Annotated in this window: 17 protein-coding genes and 1 pseudogene; 13 read left to right on the forward strand and 5 right to left on the reverse strand. The window is 66.7% G+C overall.

The features are described 5' to 3' along the window. Positions 1 to 31: 31 nt before the first annotated feature. Entirely contained in the window at positions 32 to 1396 is a 1365-nt protein-coding gene (locus BGP02_RS08730; RefSeq protein WP_017233688.1) for an aminotransferase-like domain-containing protein, read from the reverse strand. A 130-nt stretch (positions 1397 to 1526) separates the two neighbouring features. Here BGP02_RS08730 and BGP02_RS08735 point away from each other — a divergent pair, with 130 nt between their 5' ends. After that, a complete protein-coding gene (locus BGP02_RS08735; RefSeq protein ID WP_261939431.1) occupies positions 1527 to 2744 on the forward strand; it encodes an MFS transporter in 1218 nt (405 codons plus the stop codon). Here the strand turns inward: BGP02_RS08735 and BGP02_RS08740 are convergent. Next, positions 2728 to 3660 carry a MurR/RpiR family transcriptional regulator gene (locus BGP02_RS08740; RefSeq protein ID WP_051060163.1) on the reverse strand — a complete coding sequence of 311 codons (933 nt, stop codon included), beginning with the start codon at positions 3658 to 3660 and terminating at the stop codon, positions 2728 to 2730. The genes BGP02_RS08735 and BGP02_RS08740 overlap by 17 nt on opposite strands. A 265-nt stretch (positions 3661 to 3925) precedes the next feature. Here BGP02_RS08740 and BGP02_RS08745 point away from each other — a divergent pair, with 265 nt between their 5' ends. The 10 genes and pseudogenes from BGP02_RS08745 (at position 3926) to BGP02_RS08790 (ending at position 15833) form a co-directional block, all read left to right on the forward strand. Further along, positions 3926 to 5266 carry an aspartate aminotransferase family protein gene (locus BGP02_RS08745; RefSeq protein WP_261939430.1) on the forward strand — a complete coding sequence of 447 codons (1341 nt, stop codon included), beginning with the start codon at positions 3926 to 3928 and terminating at the stop codon, positions 5264 to 5266. Next, complete coding sequence (locus BGP02_RS08750; RefSeq protein ID WP_017233684.1) at positions 5266 to 6117, forward strand: beta-keto acid cleavage family enzyme; 852 nt, start codon at positions 5266 to 5268, stop codon at positions 6115 to 6117. Before BGP02_RS08745 ends, BGP02_RS08750 begins: the two co-directional genes overlap by 1 nt. Positions 6118 to 6272: 155 nt before the next feature. Beyond that, complete coding sequence (locus BGP02_RS08755; RefSeq protein ID WP_017233683.1) at positions 6273 to 7946, forward strand: methyl-accepting chemotaxis protein; 1674 nt, start codon at positions 6273 to 6275, stop codon at positions 7944 to 7946. A 35-nt stretch (positions 7947 to 7981) separates the two neighbouring features. Then, positions 7982 to 8470 (forward strand): chemotaxis protein CheW, encoded by a 489-nt coding sequence (locus tag BGP02_RS08760; protein WP_017233682.1) that lies wholly within the window; start codon positions 7982 to 7984, stop codon positions 8468 to 8470. Continuing rightward, positions 8467 to 9945, forward strand: coding sequence for a CheR family methyltransferase (locus BGP02_RS08765; RefSeq protein WP_268567123.1), 1479 nt, complete (start codon positions 8467 to 8469; stop codon positions 9943 to 9945). The genes BGP02_RS08760 and BGP02_RS08765 overlap by 4 nt, the downstream gene beginning before the upstream one ends. After that, positions 9942 to 10595 (forward strand): chemotaxis protein CheW, encoded by a 654-nt coding sequence (locus tag BGP02_RS08770; protein ID WP_286798378.1) that lies wholly within the window; start codon positions 9942 to 9944, stop codon positions 10593 to 10595. The genes BGP02_RS08765 and BGP02_RS08770 overlap by 4 nt, the downstream gene beginning before the upstream one ends. Next, positions 10592 to 13015, forward strand: coding sequence for a hybrid sensor histidine kinase/response regulator (locus BGP02_RS08775; protein WP_268567124.1), 2424 nt, complete (start codon positions 10592 to 10594; stop codon positions 13013 to 13015). The genes BGP02_RS08770 and BGP02_RS08775 overlap by 4 nt, the downstream gene beginning before the upstream one ends. After that, positions 13012 to 14020 (forward strand): annotated as a pseudogene (gene cheB / locus BGP02_RS08780) (chemotaxis-specific protein-glutamate methyltransferase CheB). The gene BGP02_RS08775 and the pseudogene cheB overlap by 4 nt, the downstream one beginning before the upstream one ends. Before the next feature lie 13 nt (positions 14021 to 14033). After that, positions 14034 to 15077, forward strand: a complete 1044-nt coding sequence (locus tag BGP02_RS08785; protein WP_502688474.1) for a diguanylate cyclase — start codon at positions 14034 to 14036, stop codon at positions 15075 to 15077. A gap of 18 nt (positions 15078 to 15095) precedes the next feature. Further along, the gene (locus BGP02_RS08790; protein WP_017235672.1) at positions 15096 to 15833 is read left to right on the forward strand and encodes a glutathione S-transferase; all 738 of its coding nucleotides are present in this window, start codon (positions 15096 to 15098) and stop codon (positions 15831 to 15833) included. Here BGP02_RS08790 and BGP02_RS08795 read toward each other — a convergent pair. The 3 genes from BGP02_RS08795 to BGP02_RS08805 form a co-directional block, all read right to left on the reverse strand. Continuing rightward, entirely contained in the window at positions 15800 to 16450 is a 651-nt protein-coding gene (locus tag BGP02_RS08795) for a GNAT family N-acetyltransferase (protein ID WP_268567125.1), read from the reverse strand. The genes BGP02_RS08790 and BGP02_RS08795 overlap by 34 nt on opposite strands. 133 nt (positions 16451 to 16583) lie before the next feature. Further along, entirely contained in the window at positions 16584 to 18011 is a 1428-nt protein-coding gene (locus BGP02_RS08800) for a TAXI family TRAP transporter solute-binding subunit (protein ID WP_268567126.1), read from the reverse strand. 85 nt (positions 18012 to 18096) lie between these two features. Further along, positions 18097 to 19017 carry a LysR family transcriptional regulator gene (locus BGP02_RS08805; RefSeq protein WP_017235675.1) on the reverse strand — a complete coding sequence of 307 codons (921 nt, stop codon included), beginning with the start codon at positions 19015 to 19017 and terminating at the stop codon, positions 18097 to 18099. 267 nt (positions 19018 to 19284) lie between these two features. Here BGP02_RS08805 and BGP02_RS08810 point away from each other — a divergent pair, with 267 nt between their 5' ends. Both BGP02_RS08810 and BGP02_RS08815 read left to right on the forward strand, forming a co-directional pair. Further along, the gene (locus tag BGP02_RS08810; protein ID WP_150561990.1) at positions 19285 to 20475 is read left to right on the forward strand and encodes a M20 aminoacylase family protein; all 1191 of its coding nucleotides are present in this window, start codon (positions 19285 to 19287) and stop codon (positions 20473 to 20475) included. Further along, positions 20472 to 21782 carry an MFS transporter gene (locus tag BGP02_RS08815; protein WP_017235677.1) on the forward strand — a complete coding sequence of 437 codons (1311 nt, stop codon included), beginning with the start codon at positions 20472 to 20474 and terminating at the stop codon, positions 21780 to 21782. Before BGP02_RS08810 ends, BGP02_RS08815 begins: the two co-directional genes overlap by 4 nt. Positions 21783 to 21833: the final 51 nt, after the last annotated feature.

Consider the following 21833-nt stretch of genomic DNA (forward strand, 5'->3'; position numbering starts at 1 on the left):
AAAGAAACCAGGGGCGGCGTCATCCTGTGCGTCATCGGCGCGCGAGTGCTTTCACGACATCGGCGACCTGCTCGAGCGCGGCCTTGAGCACGGTGTCGCTCTGCGGCGTACCCAGGGCGATGCGGATGGCGGCGGGCGCCGTCTGCCCGGGCGCAGCGAACGCGTCGACGGGCGTCACCGCAATCCCCCGCATTTGCAGGGCCGCGACGACGTCGTCGCAGCGCGTCGGCGCGGGCACGGGCAGCAACTGGTGAAACGCCCCGACATACCCCGTAGCGCCAAGGCCCGCGAAGCAGGCCTGCGCGATGGTCTGACGCTGCGCCGCCAACGCGCGCTTGCGCGTCGTCCAGCGATCGATCGTGCCGTCGCCGAGCCAGCGCGACGCCAATTGCGCCATCAACGGCGCCGCACTCCAGGCGCTCGCCCGCATTGCCGCGTGCACACGTGGCAGCAACGCGGGCGGCGCAACCAGATAGGCGATACGCAGGCCCGGCGCGCCCGGCTTGGAGAGACTGCAAACCTCAACCGTACGCTCGGGCGCGAGCAGGCGAAGGGCGGGCGGGGCGTCGGCGACGAGAAAGCCGTAGGCGCTGTCGTCCACCAGCAGCAGGTCGTGACGCCGCGCCACCTCCACTAGCGCCCGCCGCTGTGCGAGCGGCATCACAGCCCCCAGCGGGTTATGCAGCGTGGGCATCGTGTAGACGAGGCGCAAACGTCCTGCAAGCGCGCGACACGCCGTATCGAGTGCCCCCGGATCGAGCCCTCCCGGTGTCATCGACACGGCAACGAGTGGAATATCACGCAAGGCCGCGAGCGCTTTCCAGCCGGGATACGTCAGGGCTTCGACGGCTACCGGCTCGCCCGCGCGACACAGCGCCAACTGCAGAACGTCAAGCGCGTGCTGGCCTCCGGCACAGATGACGAGCTCATCGGGCGAGACGGGCGTGCCGTCGCGCCGGGATAGCCATTGCGCCGCCGCTCGCCGATCGGACGGATGCCCGTCGTGTGGCGTGTGGGCGAGCAAGGCGCTCAGGTCCCCAGCGGCGGCCGTCTCTCGCAGTGCTTGACGCAACGCGTCGGTCTGCTCGGGCAAGACCGGATAGTTGAACGCCAGATCGACACCGCCGATCGCGCCCGGCGCGGGGGCCCATTGCGCGAACGCCGCCGCCGCGCCGACGGCAGGCGAGCGCACGAAAGTGCCGCGCCCCACTTCGCCGACGGCTAGGCCACGTCGCGCGAGTTCGGTGTAAATCCGTGTAACGGTGGAGAGGGCAAGTCCGTGCGCATCGGCGTAATCGCGTTGCGGTGGCAGTCGGGCGCCCGATGCGAGTTCGCCGCCCGCAATGGCTTCGGCGAGACGTTCGACGTGTTCGATATAGCGGGCAGGGGCAGCCATGCGAAGCGCGGGGACGGAAATTGATATCGGGACAATTCAATAATTGCACTGGATTGGCGAGCTGGCAATACTTGAAGCCATACCGCGTCCTCCTTGGCCATTTACGGTCGCTTCATTGTTGGCTCACTGCATGACTCATTCCTTGATCCCAGTCGACACAGACCCTTGCCAGTCACCCCAAACAACGCCGCGCTGGGCGATTCCGTTGCTGGCGCTACAGTTATTCGTCGTCACGTTCGCCGTGAATCTGCAAGCGCCGCTGGTGCCGCACTATGCCGCGGCAAGCGGGCACGGCGCGGGGGCGCAGGCGCTTGCCTTCGCGTGCTATGTCGGCGCGCTCGTGCCGACATTGCTGTTTCTCGCGGGATTGTCCGATCGTGTGGGGCACCGCGTGCCGTTGGCCATCGCGTTGCTGCTTGGTCTGGTAGGCACGGCGCTGACGCTGCACTGGCCGACACTCGTCGCACTTGGTGGCGCCAGGGCATGTTACGGATTGGCGACGGGACTCGTGGCGGGCAGCGGCACCGCGTACATGACCGAGCTATATGGCACGCGCGAAGACGCAGCCACGCGCGGGGCGGCGCTTGTCGCGGCGGCCACATCGCTGGGCTTTGGCACTGGCGCGCTCCTCACCGGCGTGTGCCTCGTGGCGGCACCGTCGACGCTGCCGCCCGTGAGTCTGTGGGCGTATCTGCCGTTCGCCTTTGTGGCGGCCGTTGCGGTGGCGGCGCTGCCCGCGCCGGTGCGTCATCGGAGCACATCGTGGTTGCGCTGGCCGGTGCTTGCGCCCGGCACCGTCCCGCTGGGCATGGCGATACTACTCGCGTGGGCTGCGGTGGGCGTCGTCATCGGCGTGGTGCCAGCGGCGCTGGCAGCGCGCGGGCACGAGGCGTGGGCGGGATTTGCCACGTTTTTCGTGATCTCGACGGGATTGTTGTTTCAACCGGCCGCGCGACGCATGGCACCCGTTCAGGCGGTGCGCGCCGGACTTTTGCTCGTGCCGCTCGGCTTCGTGGTGCTGACGTTCGGGGTCGGTTATGCGAACTTGCCCGTATTGCTGGCCGGTGCGGCGATCGCCAGTTCGGCGTGTTACGGCTTCACTTATCTGGGCGGGTTGGCGGCGGTCAATGCGGCGGTCGCGCCGGCCATGCGCGCACGTGCGGTGGCGGGGTACTTCCTGTTCGCGTATTTCGGCTTCTCGGTGCCGGCGGTCACGATTGGCTGGCTCGCGGACCACGTGGGCATGCTCGTCGCCTTGGCCCTGTTGGCTGCGGCGTTGATCGCGGGCAGCGCCGCGCTCGCGGTGACGCTACGCCGCCCGGCCGCTACGCTCACGCGTCTCGTTTGACGCGGGTGCCGCTTCCCGCGCTTCCCTCACCCCCCGTCGGGCTCACGTAAGCGCCGGTGCCGTGCAACTGGTCTTCGGCCAGTTCCAGGGCGCGCACCGCCCCGCGCCCCTTTCGGGCGAGCAGCATTTCCACGAGCGTCTCGACGACGGCGATCCCGGCGGTGATCGACGGAAAGAACGACGGACTCTCATGCGAGAACAGCACCGTCGCATCGGCGTCGAGGGCGAGCGGCGAGACCGTGGAGTCGGTGAGCGCGAGCACACGCGCCCCCGCCGAGCGTGCCGCTCGCGCGACGATCAGCGCTTCGTTCGAATACGGGGCAAAGCTGATGACGACCACCACATCGCGTGCCGAGAGCGCACGCAACTCCATCTCGAGCGTGCCGGCCTCGCCGCGAATCAGATGCACCGTCGGCCGGAACAGCCGATAGATGTATTGGAACGTGAACGCGATGGGAAAGCACGCCCGGAAGCCGGCGACATGCACGGTGCCCGCATTGGCAAGCAAATCGACGGCCGCTCCCAGCGACGCATTCGCGCCCGCTTCGGTCAGGTCGAGGTTGTTGTGCTGCACGCGGAACATCTCGGGCACCATGCGGGCGGCATCGCCCTCACGGATGACCTGACGAGCGCGACTCGCATAGGGCTGCGGCCCCAGCCGGATCGATTCGAGAAACAGTTCGCGCAGGCCGTGCCAACCGTCGAAGCCGAGATGCTGCGCGAGTCGCACGAAGGTGGCCGGCTGCACGCCCGCCTCGGCGGCAATCGCACGCATGGAGCTGATCGGAACACGCTGCGGGTGGTCGAGCAAGAAACGCGCGCCCGCCTGAAATTGCGGGCTGAGCTGGGGATAGCGCGCGCGCAGCAAGGTGTTGAGTTGTTCGAGCGTCTGCGGCAACGCGGGAGCTTCAGGCATAGGGGATGGCAACACGGCGACGAGGGAATGTAACGATTGTTGCATGAAATGCCCCGACCACGCACGCGCTTTCCCCCGTCGGCCCGGCCGATGCGCAAGCGTCGGGCAAGTTCAGGCGATTGAGCAAAGTGTTGCGACAACAAAACGAGTGAAACATATGTTGCAAAAGCGACGCGATGCCCCTACACTGAGCCCCATCGTTCGCGTAAATGGGTGGCTGAGCGGTCATCGCGCGACGCGCCATCTTTCCGTCAGAGGTTCAGGCATGACTCATGTGTTTCACCGCAATCCGCGCCAAACCTTGCCCGTCGCGGTCGGCGGCCAGGGCATCGAGCTGATCGACAGCACGGGCCAGCGTTATCTCGACGCATGCGGCGGCGCGGCCGTCTCATGTCTGGGACACGGTCACCCGCGCGTGATCGAGGCGATGCAGCAGCAGGCGGCGCAACTGGCTTACGCGCATACCTCGTTCTTCACGACGGAAGTCGCCGAGCAATTGGCCGACACGCTGGCCGCGAGCGCGCCCGGCGATTTGAATCACGTGTATTTCGTCAGTGGCGGATCGGAGGGCGTGGAGGCGGCACTCAAGCTGGCGCGGCAGTACTTCGTCGAGATCGGCCAGCCGCAGCGTCAGTACTTCATTGCGCGCCGTCAGAGCTATCACGGCAACACCCTTGGTGCGCTGGCCATCGGCGGTAACGCGTGGCGACGCGAGCCGTTCCTGCCGCTGCTGGTGCCGGCGCACCACGTTTCGCCCTGCTTCGCGTATCGCGAACGGCTTGAGGGCGAGGGTGACGCTGCGTATGTCCAGCGTCTGGCCGACGAACTCGAAGCGAAAATCCTCGAACTCGGCGCCGATCGGGTGATCGCGTTTGTCGCGGAAACCGTGGTGGGCGCGACGGCGGGCGCGGTGCCGCCGGTGGGCGACTATTTCAAACGCATTCGCGCCGTGTGTGACAAGTACGGCGTGCTCCTGCTGCTCGACGAAGTGATGTCGGGCATGGGGCGCACGGGCTACCTGTTCGCGTGCGAGGAAGACGGCGTGGTGCCGGACATTCTCGTCATCGCCAAGGGACTGGGCGCTGGCTATCAGCCGATCGGAGCGATGCTGTGCACCGATAAAATCTTCAATGCCGTGGTCGGCGGCTCGGGCTTCTTCCAGCACGGTCACACGTATCTGGGGCACGCGATGGCCTGCGCGGCGGCGCTGGCCGTGCAGCGCACGATTGCCGAGGAGCATCTGCTGGAGAACGTGCAAGCGCGTGGCGAGCAACTGCGTGAGCGCCTGCGCGAAGTCTTCGCAGATCACCCTAACGTGGGCGATGTGCGTGGCCGGGGGCTGTTCGTCGGTGTCGAATTCGTCGCCGACCGTGCGACCAGGCAGACACTCCCGACGGCCGACAAGATGCACGCACGGCTCAAGGCGGCGGCCAAGGCGCGCGGTCTGCTGATCTATCCGATGGGGGGCACGGTCGATGGCGTGCATGGCGATCACGCGTTGATCGCACCGCCGTTCATCTGTCAGCCGGCGGACATCGACCGCATCGTGGAACGGTTGGCGTTGGCGGTGGCCGACGTCACCGGCGTGATGACGGGAGGCGCATGATGACCGGCACGACACGGACTTTCGCGCTGGCCGTCGCGCCCAACGGCGCCCGACGCACGCACGTCGATCATCGTGCGCTGCCCATGACGCCGGACGAACTCGGTGCATGCGCCAAGGCCTGTCTGGACGCGGGCGCGGCGATGATCCACCTGCACGTTCGCAAGGCCGATGGCACGCACAGCCTCGAAGTGTCCGACTACACGGCGGGGATCGATGCGGTGCAACGTGCCGTCGGCAACGAACTCGTACTGCAGGTGACGACCGAGGCAGTCGGCTGTTATACCCCCGAGCAACAAATCGCGACGGTGCGTGCCTTGCATCCCGAAGCGATTTCGGTGGCGTTGCGCGAAGTGCTGCCCGACGCAGCGCATGCGCCCGCCGCCGAAGCGTTCTTCGCGTGGCTCTGGCAAGCCCGGATCACGACGCAGTACATCCTGTACGACACCCAGGATGTGGCGCACTACTGGCGCTTGCGAGCCAGCGGGGCGATCCGTCCGGGCCGTCATTGGGTCTTGTTCGTACTGGGCCGTTACAGCAAGGGGCAGTTGTCGTCGCCGTCGGACCTGCTGCCGTTTCTCGCGGCCTGGCAGACGGGGGCACAAGCGCTGGGCGAGGCGATCACGGCCACACCGTGGGCGATGTGCGCGTTCGGACCGCGCGAGGCGGAGTGCGCGCTGGCGGCCGTGTTGCATGGGGGTCACGCCCGGATCGGCTTCGAAAACAATCTCTACCTGCCGGATGGCAGCGTCTCGCCCGATAACGCGGCGTCGCTCGGCGCGTTGACGGCGGCCGCAGCCCCACTCGCGCTCGTGCCCATGACGGCCGACGCCCTTCGCGACCTGACCCGCTGAATGGCCGTTGCGGGCGCCGCCGCGGGTGCCCGGACCGCCTCAATTCAGAAATAAACCCAAATACAAGGTCTGACCGACGTTGCCCGACCGGGCCACTGTAATAGAATCGGCGTAACCTCAAACAGGCCCGCGTCGCCCCTCCCCCGGCACCGGGTATGCACAACGAACGGGAGCGCGGCGTGAAACACTGGTCGATCCGACATCGCATTCTGGCCAGTTTTGGCCTGATCATCGCCTTGATGGCCCTCATGGCCGGCATCGCCTTTACGCGGCTGATGACCATCCAGCAGGAGGCGATCAGCGTGGAGACCGACTCCACGCCCGGCCTGTACTACAGCACGATGCTGCGCGGCGCCTGGTTCGAGAGCTACCAGATGCTTCAGCAGGTCGTGTCCGTCGACGACAACGACAAGGCCCGAGCGAGCGATCTCGATGTGCTTCGCGCCGCCAATGGCAAGATCGACGACTGGATCAAGGAATACGGCACGACCGTCAACCGCAGCATCGACCGCGTCCAGTACGACGAGGTGCGCAGCGTGCGCCAGCAGTATGGCAGCGTCAGCAATCAGGTGCTCAAGCTGGTTGCCGACGGTCAGATCGCCGCGGCGCGTTCGATGGTGTCGGAGCAGCTTTACCCGGAGTGGGGCCGCGGGCGCACGGCGATCCAGCATATGGTCGATACCAACAAGACCTTTGCTGACGAGTCGACTCGCAATATCAGCCAGTCTGTGACGGCGGCTCAGGCAACGCTGCTCATCACGCTGGTCGTGGCGCTCGCGTGCGCGTTGCTGTGCGGCTGGTTGCTGTTCCGCGCCATCAGTGTGCCGCTCGGGAGTGTCATGCAGATTCTGGAAGTGATGCGCTCGGGCGATCTGACGCAGCGTCTCGATCTGGACCGGCGCGACGAATTCGGCGCGCTGGAGGCGGGCTTCAACCGGATGACGGATGAACTCACGGGGCTGGTCGGACAGGCGCAGAAGTCGGCGTTGCAGGTAACGACGTCGGTGACCGAGATTGCCGCCACGTCGCGTGAGCAGCAAGCCACGGCCTCGGAGACGGCGGCGACGACGACGGAAATCGGCGCGACCTCGCGCGAGATCTTCGCTACGTCGCGCGATCTGGCCCGCACCATGACCGAGGTCGCGGGCGTGGCCGAACATGCGGCGTCGCTGGCGGGCACGGGGCACGTTGGCCTCACGCGCATGGAGGACGCCATGCGTCACGTCGTGGAGGCGGCGGGGTCGGTCAACGGCAAGCTCGGCATCCTCAACGAGAAGGCGGGCAACATCAATCAGGTCGTCACTACGATCACGAAGGTGGCCGACCAGACCAACCTGCTCTCGCTCAATGCGGCCATCGAGGCCGAAAAGGCGGGCGAGTACGGACGCGGCTTTGCCGTGGTGGCGACCGAGATCCGGCGGCTGGCCGATCAGACGGCGGTGGCCACTTACGACATCGAACAGATGATCAAGGAGATTCAATCGGCCGTGTCGGCCGGGGTGATGGGCATGGACAAGTTCACCGAGGAGGTGCGGCGCGGCATGGACGAGATGCGTCAGGTCGGCGATCAGCTCGCCCAGATCATCGCGCAGGTGCAAACGCTTTCGCCGCGCTTCCAGGTCGTCAACGAAGGCATGCAGGCGCAGGCGACCGGGGCCGAGCAGATCAATCAGGCGCTGGTGCAACTCTCCGAGGCGGCGCAGCAGACCGCCGAATCGCTGCAGCAATCGAGTCAGGCCATCGAAGAACTCAATCACGTCGCCAACGGACTCAAGAGCGGCGTCTCGCGCTTCAAGGTGCAGACGCTGCCGCCCGTGGGGCTGGCGTGAAGTAACGCGCCACTTCGTCATTCGCGGACCTCGCCATGTTGTTCCTGCGTTTCGCCATCGGGACCGATCACTACGTCATCGAAGCCAGTCAGGTGGCTGAGGTGCTGCCGTGGCTCGCGCTCAAGCACCTGCCTGCCGCGCCGGCGTGGGTGGCCGGGGCGTTCAGCTATCGTGGCGAGCCGGTGCCCGTTATCGACCTGACGCGGCTGGCCACGGGGGTGAGCGCGCCCGAGCGCCGATCCACGCGTCTGGTGCTCGTGCATTACCCGGCGCCCGGGCCCAATGCGCGCCGTCTCGGGGTGCGCGTCGAGCGCGCGACCGACACGTTGCGCGCCGACGCCTCGGCGTTCCAGGCGAGCGGTGTCGATCTGCCCGAAGGCCGTTACCTCGGCCCCGTGCTCGACACCGACGACGGCCTCGTGCAGTGGGTGCGAATCGATCAACTGCTGACCGACGAGGCGCGCGCGCTGCTCTTCGACGCCGCGCGCGACGCGTTGGCCGAGACACCGGAGGCGTCGTCATGAGCCGTGTCCACGACATCGAACGCCTGCTGCGCGAGACCATGGGGCTCGACGCGCAAACGCTCGGGGCACATGCCATCGAGCGTGCCGTGCGCGCGCGGCTTGCCGCGCTCCCACCCGAGATGCAAGACGCACCCGCCTATTCGCAATACTGGCAATGGCTGCAGCAATCGCCGCAGGAGCTTCAGGCGTTGATCGAAGCGGTCGTCGTGCCCGAGACATGGTTCTTCCGGCATCGCGAGGCGTTCACGGTGCTGGGGCAATTGGCGCGCGACGAACGGGCCACGCGACGCGGCACGGTGCGTGAAGGCCAGCCGCTGAGGCTGTTGAGCCTGCCGTGTGCCACGGGCGAGGAACCCTACTCGATGGCCATGGCGATGTTCGACGCGGGGTTCGGTGCCAGCGATTTCACCGTCGACGCGCTCGATATCAGTGAACGTGGACTTGCCCTCGCGCGTGAGGGGCGCTACGGTCGCAACTCGTTTCGCGGCCCGCCCGAATCGCTGTCGTTTCGCGAACGCTATTTCACGCCGGATGACGACGGCTATCGCGTCGTCGGGGCGCTGAGCACACAGGTGCGCTGGCACGCGGGCAATCTGTTCGATGCCACGCTGGTCGATCGGCTGGGCACGTTCGACTTCGTGTTCTTCCGCAACGTGCTGATCTACTTCGACCGCGAAGGGCAGCGCCGGGCGATCGCCGCGCTCGAACGCCTCATGCGCATGGGCGCGACACTCTTCGCCGGGCCGGCGGAAGGCGGCACATTGACCAGCAATGGCTTGACGTCGACCGGACACGTGCAGGCGTTCGCGTTTCGCGTCGCCGGGCCGGTGCGCGACGTGGTGCCACCACCCGCCGGCGTGTCGCGCATTGCGGGAACGCTCGAATCGTTCAACATGATGCCGCCGGTGAGTGCCGTCGACGCCGCGGCGCAGCGACGCGCCGAGGGTCGGTTCGTGGCCCATGTCGGTCTCACGGGCACGCCTGCCCCGCTGCAGGCGAGGCCGAACGTTGTGGCGAAGCCGCCCGCAGCGCCCCGCGCCGCTGTTGCGGCTGCGTCCGCTACCGCTGCTGCCGCTGCGTCCAATGCCGCTGCCGTCGATGCGCAACTCGAACAGGCGCGCGTGGCGGCCGACGCGGGCGATTTTGTGCGCGCCGTCGCATTGTGCCGCACCGTGCTTGCGACCGATCGCGCGAACGCGCAGGCCGAGTATCTGCTCGGCTTGGTCGAAGACGCGCGGGGCGATGCTCAGGGCGCACTCGTCCATTATCGTCGTGCGCTGTATCTCGACCCGGGACATTACGAAGCGCTTGTGCATTGCGCGGCACAACTCGACGCGCGTGGCGACGCCGCCGGCGCGCGTCGTCTGCTCGAACGTGCTGAACGTGCCGAACGCACGGATGCCACCCAACGCAAGGCGACAACGTCGAGTGCACCACCTGACAATGTGCCGCGTGACGGGACCCGACATCGATGACAAATCGCGACTTCGTGCATGAGGCCGATTCGGTGTCCGACGCACGCCACCCGAATTCCCCAGAGCCCTCGCACCCCGGTGCGTTGCACCGCCAGGCGGCCGAACTGCTCGATCGCCTGCCGGTCGTGCCGGTTGACCCGGCCCCGTGGCGCGCTGTGGCGGGTCGAGAGGCGGCGGCGCGCGGCACGCCGCTGTTGCTCTTCCGTCTGGGCGACGAATGGCTCGCGCTACCGGCGTCGGCCATCGAATCCGTGGCGCCGATGTGCGGCTGGCATTCGGTGCCCGGACACCGTCAACCCGCCTGCCTCGGATTGGTCAACCTGCGCGGCGCGCTCGTTCCGTGCGTGTCTTTGGAAGCCCTGCTCGGCGTGCAATCGGTCCCGCGCGCCGAGACGGCCCCGTCGAATGCGATGCGCGCGAGCGCGTCGCGCCTGCTGGCGCTGCGCCACGGTCACCACTTGAGCGCGTTTCCCGTGGCCGAGGTGCATGGCACGGTCACGCCCGCCCGCGAAGCGCTTGGCGCGGTGCCCTCGACGGCGTTCGGTGCGAGCGACGGCCTGGCGGTCGCCGTGTTGCCCTGGCGCGAGCACGTTGTCGGCGTGCTGGATCCGTTGCGTGTGGGTGCGGCATTCGACAGGAGCCTCGCATGAGCGACGACCTGCACGACGCCACGCTGCTTGATCTGTTCCGTATGGAAACGCAGACGCAGGCGCAAGTGCTCGGCGATGGATTGCTGGCGCTCGAGCGCGTGCCGACCGACGCGTCGCGGCTCGAAGCCTGCATGCGGGCCGCGCATTCGCTCAAGGGGGCGGCGCGTATCGTGGGCGTCGACGCCGGCGTGGCGCTCGCCCACGTGCTCGAAGATGCCTTCGTCGCGGCACAACGCGGCGCCCTTCTGCTCGACGCAACGCTCATCGACCGCCTGCTGCAGGGTGTCGATCTGCTGATGCGTCTGGCGCATCCGCCGGGCCGCGATCCGAACTGGGCGCAGGGCGCGGGCAAAGCGGAAATCGACGCCTTCGTCACGTCGTTCACCGGGCAGCTCGCCACGTTGACGAGTGAAGCGGTGCAGACGCCCGCCCATGCCGCCCCCGTGAGCGCCGCGACGCCCACGCCGTCGGCCGAACCCACGGCATTCGATTACGCCAGTTACGGCATGCCGACGTCGGCGACACCGCCCGCGCCCGACGCCATGACGATCGCCGCGCCCGTATCGCCGGCGTCGCCGGCCCCGCCCGGCCCGCCCGAGCCCTACGACGTGCGCGACAACTACGACACGACCAACGACAATGACGTCGCCGACCCCGCGTCGCGCGCGTTGCGTGTGTCGGCGGACAATCTGAACCGACTGCTGCGACTCTCCAGCGAAGGGTTGGTGGCGTCGCGCTGGACGCAGCCGTTCGCGCAGTCGTTGCAGCGGCTCAAGCGTCATCAGCATGAGGCGGGCGATGCATTGGACCGCGTGAGCTCGGCGCTTGCGCAAGTGGTGGATCGTTCCGATGAAGACCGTCAGGTGTTGCTCGCGGCGCTGGCCGATCTGCGACGCGCACTGAGCGTCGGCGGGCAGTTGTTGGCCGAGCAGATGCACGAGCTGGACGAGTTCGACCGTCGCTCGACGCAACTGTCGCAGCGGCTGTACGACGAAGCGCTCGCGTGCCGGATGCGTCCGCTCGACGACCGGCTGGGCGGATTTGCGCGCATGGTGCGCGACCTGGGCCGCTCGCTCGGCAAGCCAGCGCGGCTGGAGATTCGTGGCGCGCATACGCCGGTCGACCGCGACATTCTCGATCAGCTTGAAGCGCCACTCGGCCATTTGCTGCGCAATGCCGTCGACCACGGATTGGAGCGCCCGGCCGAGCGCGCGGCGGCGGGCAAGCCGGCCGAGGGCGTTATCACGCTCAGCGCGCGGCACAGCGCGGGGCTGTTGCTTGTGAGCGTAGCGGACGACGGTGCGGGCATCGATCTCGAGCGCGTGCGACGGGCGGTGGTCGCGCGCGGGCTGGCTGCGCCGGACACGGCACAGCGGCTCGACGACAGCGAGCTGCTCGAATTCCTGATGCTGCCCGGCTTCACGCTGCGCGATACGGTGACGGATGTCTCCGGACGCGGCGTTGGACTCGACGCGGTGCGGGCGATGGTGGCGACGGTGCGCGGCACCGTGCGCATCGAGCACACGCCGGGGCGCGGCACGAAAGTCATTCTGCAGTTGCCGCTCACGCTCTCCGTGGTGCGCAGCCTGCTCGTGGAGATCGCGGGCGAGCCGTATGCGTTGCCGCTCGCGAACCTGTCGCGCACGCTGGCGCTCCCGCAAGAGCACATCGCTGTGCTCGAGGGGCGTCCGCACTTCACGCTCGACGGCAAGCAGATCGGACTCGTGAGCGCGCAGCAAGTCCTGTGCGGCAGTGCGCCGGTCGCGGTGGCGGGGGATCAACCGGTGGTCGTGTTCGGCGACGGCGACGCGCGTTACGGGCTGGCCGTCGACAAGTTCCTGGGCGAGCGCATGCTCGTCGTGCAACCGCTCGACACCCGGCTCGGCAAGGTACCCAATATTGCCGCCGGGGCGCTCACGGAAGACGGCGCCCCGTTGCTCATCATCGACACGGCCGATCTGGTGCGCTCCATTGCCAAGGCGGTGGAGCTGGGGTCGCTCGAACGGGTGCCGGTGCGCGCCGCCCAGGCGAGCGGACGTGCCAGCAAGCGCGTGCTCGTCGTCGACGATTCGTTGACCGTGCGCGAACTCGAACGCAAACTGCTGGCCGCGCGCGGCTATGAGGTGCGCGTCGCCGTCGACGGTATGGAGGGTTGGAATGCCGTGCGCAGCGAGACGTTCGATATGGTGATTACCGACGTCGACATGCCGCGCATGGACGGCGTGGAACTGGTCACGCTCATCAAGCGCGACGCGCGTACGGCAGCGTTGCCGGTCATGATCGTGTCTTACAAGGATCGTGAGGAGGATCGACAGCGCGGACTCGATGCCGGCGCCGATTATTACCTCGCGAAAGGCAGCTTTCACGACGACGCGTTGTTGCGCGCCGTGGTGGACCTCATCGGGGAGCCGGGGTCATGAGGATTGGGATCGTCAACGATTCGAGCATCGCCGTCGAGGCGCTGCGTCGCACGCTTGCGCAACGACCGGGGTTCGACGTGGCATGGGTGGCGCACGATGGGGCACAGGCGGTGTCGATGTGCACGCCCACCCCGCCGGACCTCGTGCTGATGGATCTCGTCATGCCCGTGATGGACGGCGTGGCGGCCACGCGTGAGATCATGCGGCGCTCGCCCTGTCCGATTCTCATCGTGACGTCGGACGTGGGTCATCATGCGAGTCTCGTGTTCGACGCGATGGGCGCCGGCGCGCTGGATGCCGTCGACACGCCGGTGCTCGGCGGCACGGATCGGGCGCGGCCGGCATCGTCGCTGCTGGCGAAGATCGAGGCCATCGCGGCCCAGCAGGCCGACGCGCGTCTGCCGCAGCCGAGCGCCGCACCACCGCGCGCGCCTGCGAGGACCGACATGCTGGTCGCCATCGGGGCGTCCGCCGGCGGGCCCGCGGCACTCGCCGCGTTGCTGGGGCGATTGCCGGTGAACTTTGGCGCGGGCGTGGTCGTCGTACAGCACGTGGACGAAGCGTTTGCCCCGGGCATGGCGGACTGGCTCGATCAGCAAACGCCGCTCACCGTGCGTTTGGCGCGAGCGGGCGAGCGTCCGAGCGCCGGCGTGGTGCTGCTCGCTGGCGGCAATCGACATCTGCGCATGGACGCGAGTGGCCGATGCGCGTTTACCGACGACCCGACGGACGCGGTGTATCGTCCGTCCATCGACGTTTTCCTGCAAAGCGTGGCCGAGAACTGGCGCGCGCGCGGTGGGCGTGCTGCTCACGGGCATGGGCCGCGACGGCGCGGCCGGGCTCGGCGCCATGCGCGCGCAGGGCTTTATCACGATTGCGCAGGATCGCGAGACGAGTGCGGTGTATGGCATGCCCAAAGCGGCGGCAGAGGCCGGTGCGGCGTCGCAGATTCTGCCGCTGGCGAGCATTGCGCCGCAACTGGTGACGCTATTTGGAACGGTATGACAGGACGCAAAACATGACGATAACGCCACGCCCCCCCAAGCCGGTCGCGCAAGCGGCGGGCGCCGAAAGCAGCCTGAACGAATCATCGGCGATGGTGTTGCTCGTTGATGACCAGGCGATGGTCGGTGAAGCGATTCGCCGCGCGCTCGCGGGGGAGGCGAACATCGACTTCCACTATTGTTCGAGTCCGGACGATGCGCAACGCGTGGCCGAAACCACGCGTCCGACCGTCATCCTGCAAGATCTCGTGATGCCGGGAACCGACGGTTTGTCGCTGGTGCGGCAGTATCGTGCCAGTCCGCTCACGCGCGACATTCCGATCATCGTGCTCTCGACGAAGGAAGAGTCGACCATCAAGCGCGAAGCGTTCGCGGCGGGCGCCAACGACTATCTGGTCAAGCTGCCCGATCCCATCGAACTGATCGCGCGCATTCGCTATCACTCGCGCTCGTACATGAACCTGCTGCAGCGCGACGAGGCGTACCGCGCGCTGCGCGAGAGCCAGCAGCAGTTGCTGGAGACGAATCTCGAACTGCAGCGGCTTACGCATTCCGATGGCCTGACCGGGCTGGCAAATCGCCGCTATTTCGACGAGTACTTCAGCGCGGAATGGCGCCGCGCGCTGCGCGAGCAACGCGAACTGGCGTTGCTCATGATCGACGTCGACAATTTCAAGATCTATAACGATACGTATGGTCACATCGCAGGCGACGACGTCCTGCGCCGCGTCGCCACCACGATTGCCGATGCGGCGTCGCGTCCGGCCGATCTCGCCGCGCGCTTCGGCGGCGAGGAGTTCGTGATCGTGCTGCCGAACACGACGGCGAGTGGCGCGGCCCTGATCGCCGAGAAGGTGCGCGCGCAGATCGATGCGATGGCGATTCCGCACATCGGCTCGGCCAACGGCCAGCACGTCACCGTCAGTATCGGCGGCGCGTCGTTGGTGCCGCGCACCCACATGGCCTCGACCTCATTGATCGAATCGGCGGATCTGGCGCTCTACCGCGCCAAGCAACTGGGCAAGAATCGCGTGGAGATGCAGCCGGGCGCTTCCTGAGCCTGCTGAGGAGGGTACATGACCTTCGAGCTGTTCTATTGGCCGGGCCTGCAAGGGCGCGGGGAATTTGTCCGCCTCGCCTTCGAAGCCACCGGCACGCCGTACGTAGAGATCGTGCAGGGCGACGCGCCCGGGCAGGGCATGGACGGCCTGATGCGCACGATGGACGACCCGGTTTGCCAGGATCCGCCCTACGCACCGCCTTTCCTGCGCGTGGGCGACGAATTGATCGGGCAGACGGCAAACATTCTTGCGTATCTCGGTCCGCATCTCGGTCTGGTGGGCGAGTCACCGCGTGCGCGACGTTGGGTCAACCAGTTGCAGCTCACACTGGCCGATCTCGTGGTCGAGGTACACGACAGCCATCATCCCATCGCGAGCCGCTTGTACTACAGTCAGCAGCGCACGGAAGCGCGCAAGCGCACGGCAGACCTCATCGAGTACCGCCTGCCTAAATTCTTTGCGTACTTCGAGCGCGTGCTGGCGAACAATCCACACGCGGGCGGCTGGCTTTCCGAAGGGACGATGTCGTACGCCGATCTCTCGCTCTTCCAGGTGATTGCCGGGCTGGACTACGCGTTTCCGCGCGCGATGTCGGGATTTGCCAAGGCGTTCCCGCGCTGCCAGGCGGTACACGACGCGGTGGCGCGCGTGCCGCGCGTCGCGGCCTACCTGAAGTCGCCGCGCCGCATTCCGTTCAACACCACGGGCATCTTCCGTCACTACAAGGCACTGGACCGCACCTCGCCGTTCTGACGTGGCGGCTGGCCGGGTTCGACTGACGCCGGCAGCGTCGCGTCGCCGGCGTTCAACGGCCGCTGCATGAGCACGGTGTCGATCCACCGGCCGAATTTGAACCCGACGGATTTGAGCACGCCCGTCTGCGTGAAGCCGCATGCCTTGTGCAGCGCCAGCGAGGCCGCGTTGCCGCTGTCGCCGACGTTCGCGACCAATTGCCGCCACGGGCCGCCTTCGCAACGTGCGATGAGCGCGAGCAACAGCGCGCGCCCGACGCCCTGGCCCGTCGAATCGGCCGCGATGTACACCGAGTCTTCGAGCGTGAAGCGATAGGCCGAGCGCGGCCGGTAGTGTGTGGCGTACGCGTAGCCGAGGACCTTGCCGTCGCGCTCTGCAACGAGGTACGGCAGTCCGGCGTCGAGACCCTTCGTGCAACGCGCGCGCATCTCGGCCTCGTCGGGCGGCACTTCCTCGAACGACGCCGTGCCAGTGCGCACGTGATGAGCGTAGATGGCCGTGAGCGTCGGCAGGTCGTCATCGCGCACGGGGCGCACCGTGCACGCGTGACGGGCGGATTCAGTGCCGGCGCCTTGCGGCGCGGTGGAGACGGAGGCGTGAGCGGAGGACGACGACATACGAACAGACCCGTGCGTTGGATTTCACAACGGACCGGTGTTCCGGCCCGTGACTTTGAGCAGTGTGCGCTTCGTCAATCCATAAGAAAAGCTTCTGTTGGTTATGCGACGCATAAGCATTGCTTTGCCATGCTCAAGTGCCGCGCAGGCGGTCGTCACTGTCGGCCGGTGGCGCATCGCCGGGGTGCCAGGGGGCGTCGTTGCCGTCTGCCCCCGGCGCCGCGTTCATGACATCGAGCCGATGCCGCACGAAGCCGATGTGTTCACGCAGCACATAGAACTGGTCGGCGTACGCGAGCGGGATCTTCAGCCGATTGACGGCGGCCTCGATGGCGTCGAGTCGATGGCGCAGGCTTCGGTATTCGGTGTGGGCGTCGTCGGCCAGCGCTTCGCGTTCGAGCGCGATGAGCGCGCCGTACCAGCGGTACAACCGCGATTTCACGCGCCAGCTATACAGCGACGGCACCAGCCGGAATGCCGGAATCAGCACGACGAGGATCGGCACGAGCAACACGACGATGCGATCGGCGAGACTTGCGACCCAGAACGGCAAATGCCGGTACAGAAACCCCTTGCCGGACTTGTAGTAGCGAGCGGCGTCGTCGGAAATCGGGAATTCGTGGACCTGAGCCGATGGGAATTCCCCGGCGCGTTGCAGCAGGTTGGCCTTGCCGTGCACCTCTCGCGCGGCTTCGATCAACAGGTCGGAGAGTGCCGGATGCAGGCTGTCGCGCGCGACGAGTTCGACCGTCGGGCTGATGACGTGTACCGGTTGTGCCGGCAGGTTGCGACCGAGGTCGAAAACGCCGCGCGGCAATGTGAGTTGATTCAGATACGTGAAACGACGCGTGTAGGCATCGGCCTGCGCGAAGTCCATCAGCCGCACACCGGGCGTGCGGATCAGCTTGCCCAATGTCGGGCCGGTGGCGGTGTCGCCGGTGAGCATGGCGGCGTCGACGCGCCCGTCGATCAAGGCCTGCGCGGCATCCTGTCCGTCGTATGCCGTGAGCCGGGTCGCACCGCCCGGCTCGATGCCGTTCGCCTTGAGCAGCGCGAGCGACAGCGCGCGTGCGCCACTGCCTTCGCGACCGATGGCGATGCGCTTGCCTGTCAGGTCAGACAGCTTCGTGACGCGCGCCCCACGATAGAACACGGAAATCGGCGCATAGAACACGCTGCCGAGCGAGACCAGGCCATCGACGTCGAGGCCTTGCGACACGCCCCCCTGCACCAGCCCCAGGTCGACGTTTTGCGATGCGTCGGCGAGCCGCTCCACGTTCTGGCGCGAGCCTTCGGACGTGAGCACGACGAGTGTGATGCCGTCGCGCGCGAGGATCGTCTTGTAGCGTTGTGCGGCGTTCCAGAAGGAGCTGCCTTCAGGGCCGGCGCTGATTGTCACGGTGCGCGGCGGCGCCGGTCGTACGAGCCATACGGCGAGCCAGATGGCCGCCATCGACAGGAGGATGACGGGGCCGAAGGATACGGCGAGGTCGCGCCAGGAAATGGCGACGAAGCGGGCGCGGATTCGCCGGTGGGCGGGTGAGTTCGAATCGGTCGTCATCGAAAGCAGGCAGGCTTGACCCGCATATCCAACACCCGGCCGATCATACGCCATCTATGCTGACTGATCGGGCCGGGTGTCTTCGTCAACGATGCGCGAGGCTCTGCGCAAGTTGCTTCCAGAGGTGATCGGCGGCGGGCGACAGACGCCGGCCCACGCGCGTCATCATCTGGCTGGAGAAGCCGGTCGCGATCGGATGATCGATGGGCACGGCGACCAGCTCGCCAAGCTCGATGCCGCGTCGCGCGGTGATCGCCGACATGAAGGCCACGCCAAGGCCCGCCGCCGCTAGCGTCTGCGCGGTGTTGAACAGATCGACGCGGTAGGCGGGCGTCACGTTCAGGCGCGCGGTGTCGAGCACCGAGTGCACGAATTGCTGCACGCCGTGGGCCTCGGTCATGAAGATGAGCCGTTCGTGCGCCAATTCCGAGGGCGGCACACTCGCCATGGTTGCGAAACGATGGGTGGGGGCGACCACGGCGCACAGGGCCTTTGCGGCGAACGGATGAATGCGCATGGCCGGATCGTCGGCGGAGCGCGCGCATAGTCCGATATCCACGACGTCGTCGCGCACGAGCGAGAGCACGGCGGGCGTCGGGCCGGAGCGTATTTCGACGAGGATGTCCGGGTAGCTCATCGAAAAGCGCTGCAACGCCTGTGCGATCAGGCGTCCGATGAACCCTTCCCCGACACCGATCGCCACGCGCCCTCGCTTCAGATGCCGGTATTCCTCCAGCCGCGCCGACAGGTCACGCTGACGCCGTTGGCCGTCGCGGTAGTAGTCGATGAGCACCTGACCGATCTCGGTGACGCTCACATTGCGTCCGCGCCGTTCGATCAGCGGAAAGCGCAGACGCCGCTCGAGCGCCGCGATCTGCCGGCTGACCACGGACGGATTCACGCCGAGCGACTCGGCGGCCATGCGCACGCCGCCCGTCGCGGCAATTTCGGCAAGATACTTGAGCGCACGCTCGCCGATGTCGTCGATCCACGCCTCGTAGGTCATTCGCTTCTCAGTGTTGTGTTCGTGGGAATGCGTCGGTCTGACCCGACGCCGGCCGGGGGCGGTCAAGTTCGCGTCGACGGCCCCAGGATAATCTCGTCAAACCATTGAATAAAAACAATTTTTTGTCGATGGCGTCGCCATCTCGCTACTTTGCCAGGGCGACCGATTGTTGACTTGAAAGCAACATTTTGACGTGGTTTGCGTCATGGGTGGGAATTTTCGTCGGTGCAATACTCCGCGTTATTCAACAAGAGAGAGGAGCCCCCGATGAGCGAGACTCGCTACTGCGAAGTGAGCGATTTGCTGGAGGCGCGCGCGCCGCTGGCCGAAATGCGTCACCACATCCATCAACACCCCGAACTGTCCTACGAGGAAGTCGACACGTCGCGCTACGTGGCGCAAAAGCTCGAAGGCTGGGGGTATCAGGTCACGCGTCATGTCGGCGGTCACGGCGTGGTGGCCTCGCTCACTGCGGGCACGAGCGGTCGCACCGTCGGCGTGCGCGCCGACATGGACGCGCTGCCGATTCACGAACAGACCGGCCTCGCCTATGCCAGCGTGCACGACGGCAAGATGCACGCCTGCGGCCACGACGGTCACACGACCGTGCTGCTCGGTGCCGCGCAGCAACTTGCGAAGACACGCAATTTCGACGGCACTGTTCATCTGATTTTCCAGCCGGCGGAAGAAGCCGGTTCGAACAGCGGTGCGGAACAGATGATCGCCGACGGCTTGTTCGAACGCTTCCCGTGCGAGGCGATCTTCGGTCTGCACAATCACCCGGGCGTACCCACGGGCACGTTCGGCTTCCGCGCCGGCCCGCTGATGGCCGCGTGCGACACCGTCAAGATTCGTATCCACGGCCGTGGCGGTCATGCGGCGCGACCGCATCTGGCGATCGATCCGGTGATGATCGGCAGCAGCCTGGTGATGGCGCTGCAAACCGTGGTCGCGCGCAACGTCGACCCGACCGAAGCCGCCGTCGTGACGGTCGGCACGTTCCATGCCGGCTTTGCGCCGAACGTGATTCCCGAGGAGGCCGTGCTGGAGCTGAGCGTGCGCTCGTTTTCGGCGGACGTGCGTGCCACGCTGGAGGCGCGCATTCGCGCGCTGGTGACCTCGCATACCGAGGGCTATGGCGCGAGCGCCGACATCGACTATATCCGTGGCTACCCGGTGCTCGTGAATACCGAGGCGGAGACAGCGTTCGCCTGCGGCGTGGCCGAAGAGCTGGTGGGCGCCGAGCACGTCATCTCGCCGTTCCCGCCGATCGCGGGCAGCGAAGACTTCGCGTACTACCTGCAGAAGGTGCCGGGCTGCTTCATTCGCCTGGGGAACGGCGAGGGCAAGCCGATGCTGCACAACGCCAAGTACGATTTCAACGACGACAACCTGACCATCGGCGCGGCCTTCTGGACCCGTCTGGTCGAACGCTTTCTTGCCAAGGAGCGCGCATGAGCATCGCCACTTCCACATTGACGCTTGACGGCGCACAGCCGTCGCCGATGACCGCTGCGCAACAACGCAAGATCGTGTTTGCCGCCGTCATCGGCAACCTGCTGGAGTTCTTCGACTTCACGGTCTACAGTTATTTCGCGCTGACCATCGGCAAGCAGTTCTTCCCGGCCCACGATCCTGTCACGTCGTCGCTGCTGGCGTTCGCCGTGTTCGCGGTGGGCTTTGTGATGCGCCCGCTCGGCGGTTTCGTGCTGGGCCGCTACGCGGACCGTGCCGGCCGCAAGCCGGCGCTCACGTTGACCATCGGCTTGATGGCACTCGGTTCGGCGGCCATCGGCCTCGCGCCCACGTATGCGCAGATCGGTCTGGCCGCGCCGTTGCTGATCGTCGCGGCGCGCCTGCTGCAAGGTTTCGCGCAAGGCGGTGAATTCGGTGCGGCGACCGCCACCTTGCTGGAAATGGGCGGTGCGAAGCGCCGCGGCTTTCGCGCGAGCTGGCAGTTGGCGAGCCAGGGCGCGGCCGCGCTGCTCGGCTCGGGCCTGGCCGCGAGCCTGGGCTTCCTGCTCTCGGACGACATCATGCACAGCTGGGGCTGGCGGATTCCGTTCCTGCTCGGTACGCTGATTGCTCCGGTCGGGATCTACCTGCGTCGTCACATTCAGGAAGAACCGCCGAAGGCGAAGACGATCGCCGGTCGCGACGACCCCAAGCGCGGCGTGTACGTGCGCAACTGGTTCCTCACGATCTTCTCGATCATGGGGATGTCGGTGTCGACGTACGTGATGATGTATTACATGCCGACGTACTGCATTCAGTACCTGGGCCTGCCGCCGAAAATGTCGATGTTGACCGGCGTGGCGGCCAGCACGATCTCGCTGGTGATGTGCCCGATCTATGGCGCGTTGTCGGACAAGATGGGGCGACGCAAGCCGCTCACGATCATCGGCCGCGTGGCGCTCGTCGTGCTGCTGTATCCGGCATTCTGGATCATGACGCATTTCCCCTCGCTGCCGGTCGTCCTGGCGGCGCTGATTGTCCTCATGCTCTGCTACACAATGGGGTCGGCCCCCGCTTACGCGCTGATGCCGGAGAACTTCCCGAAACATCTGCGCGCGGGCTACATGTCGAGCGCGTATGCCATCGCGGTGTCGGTGTTCGGCGGTACGGCGCAGCTCGTGGCCGGCTGGTTGATTCGTGCGACGGGCAACAAGATGGCGCCGGCCTGGTACATGATCGTCTGCGTGATCATCTCGCTCATCGCCGTGTCGATGTTTGAAGAGACCGGCAACAAGGTGCTCGACGAGTAAGCGTCTGAGGTCGGTAGCCCAGCGCGAACGCAGTGCCAATCCGTTTCGCCG

This window comes from Pandoraea sp. 64-18, assembly GCF_001899225.1.
Taxonomy (GTDB): Bacteria; Pseudomonadota; Gammaproteobacteria; order Burkholderiales; family Burkholderiaceae; genus Pandoraea; species Pandoraea cepalis.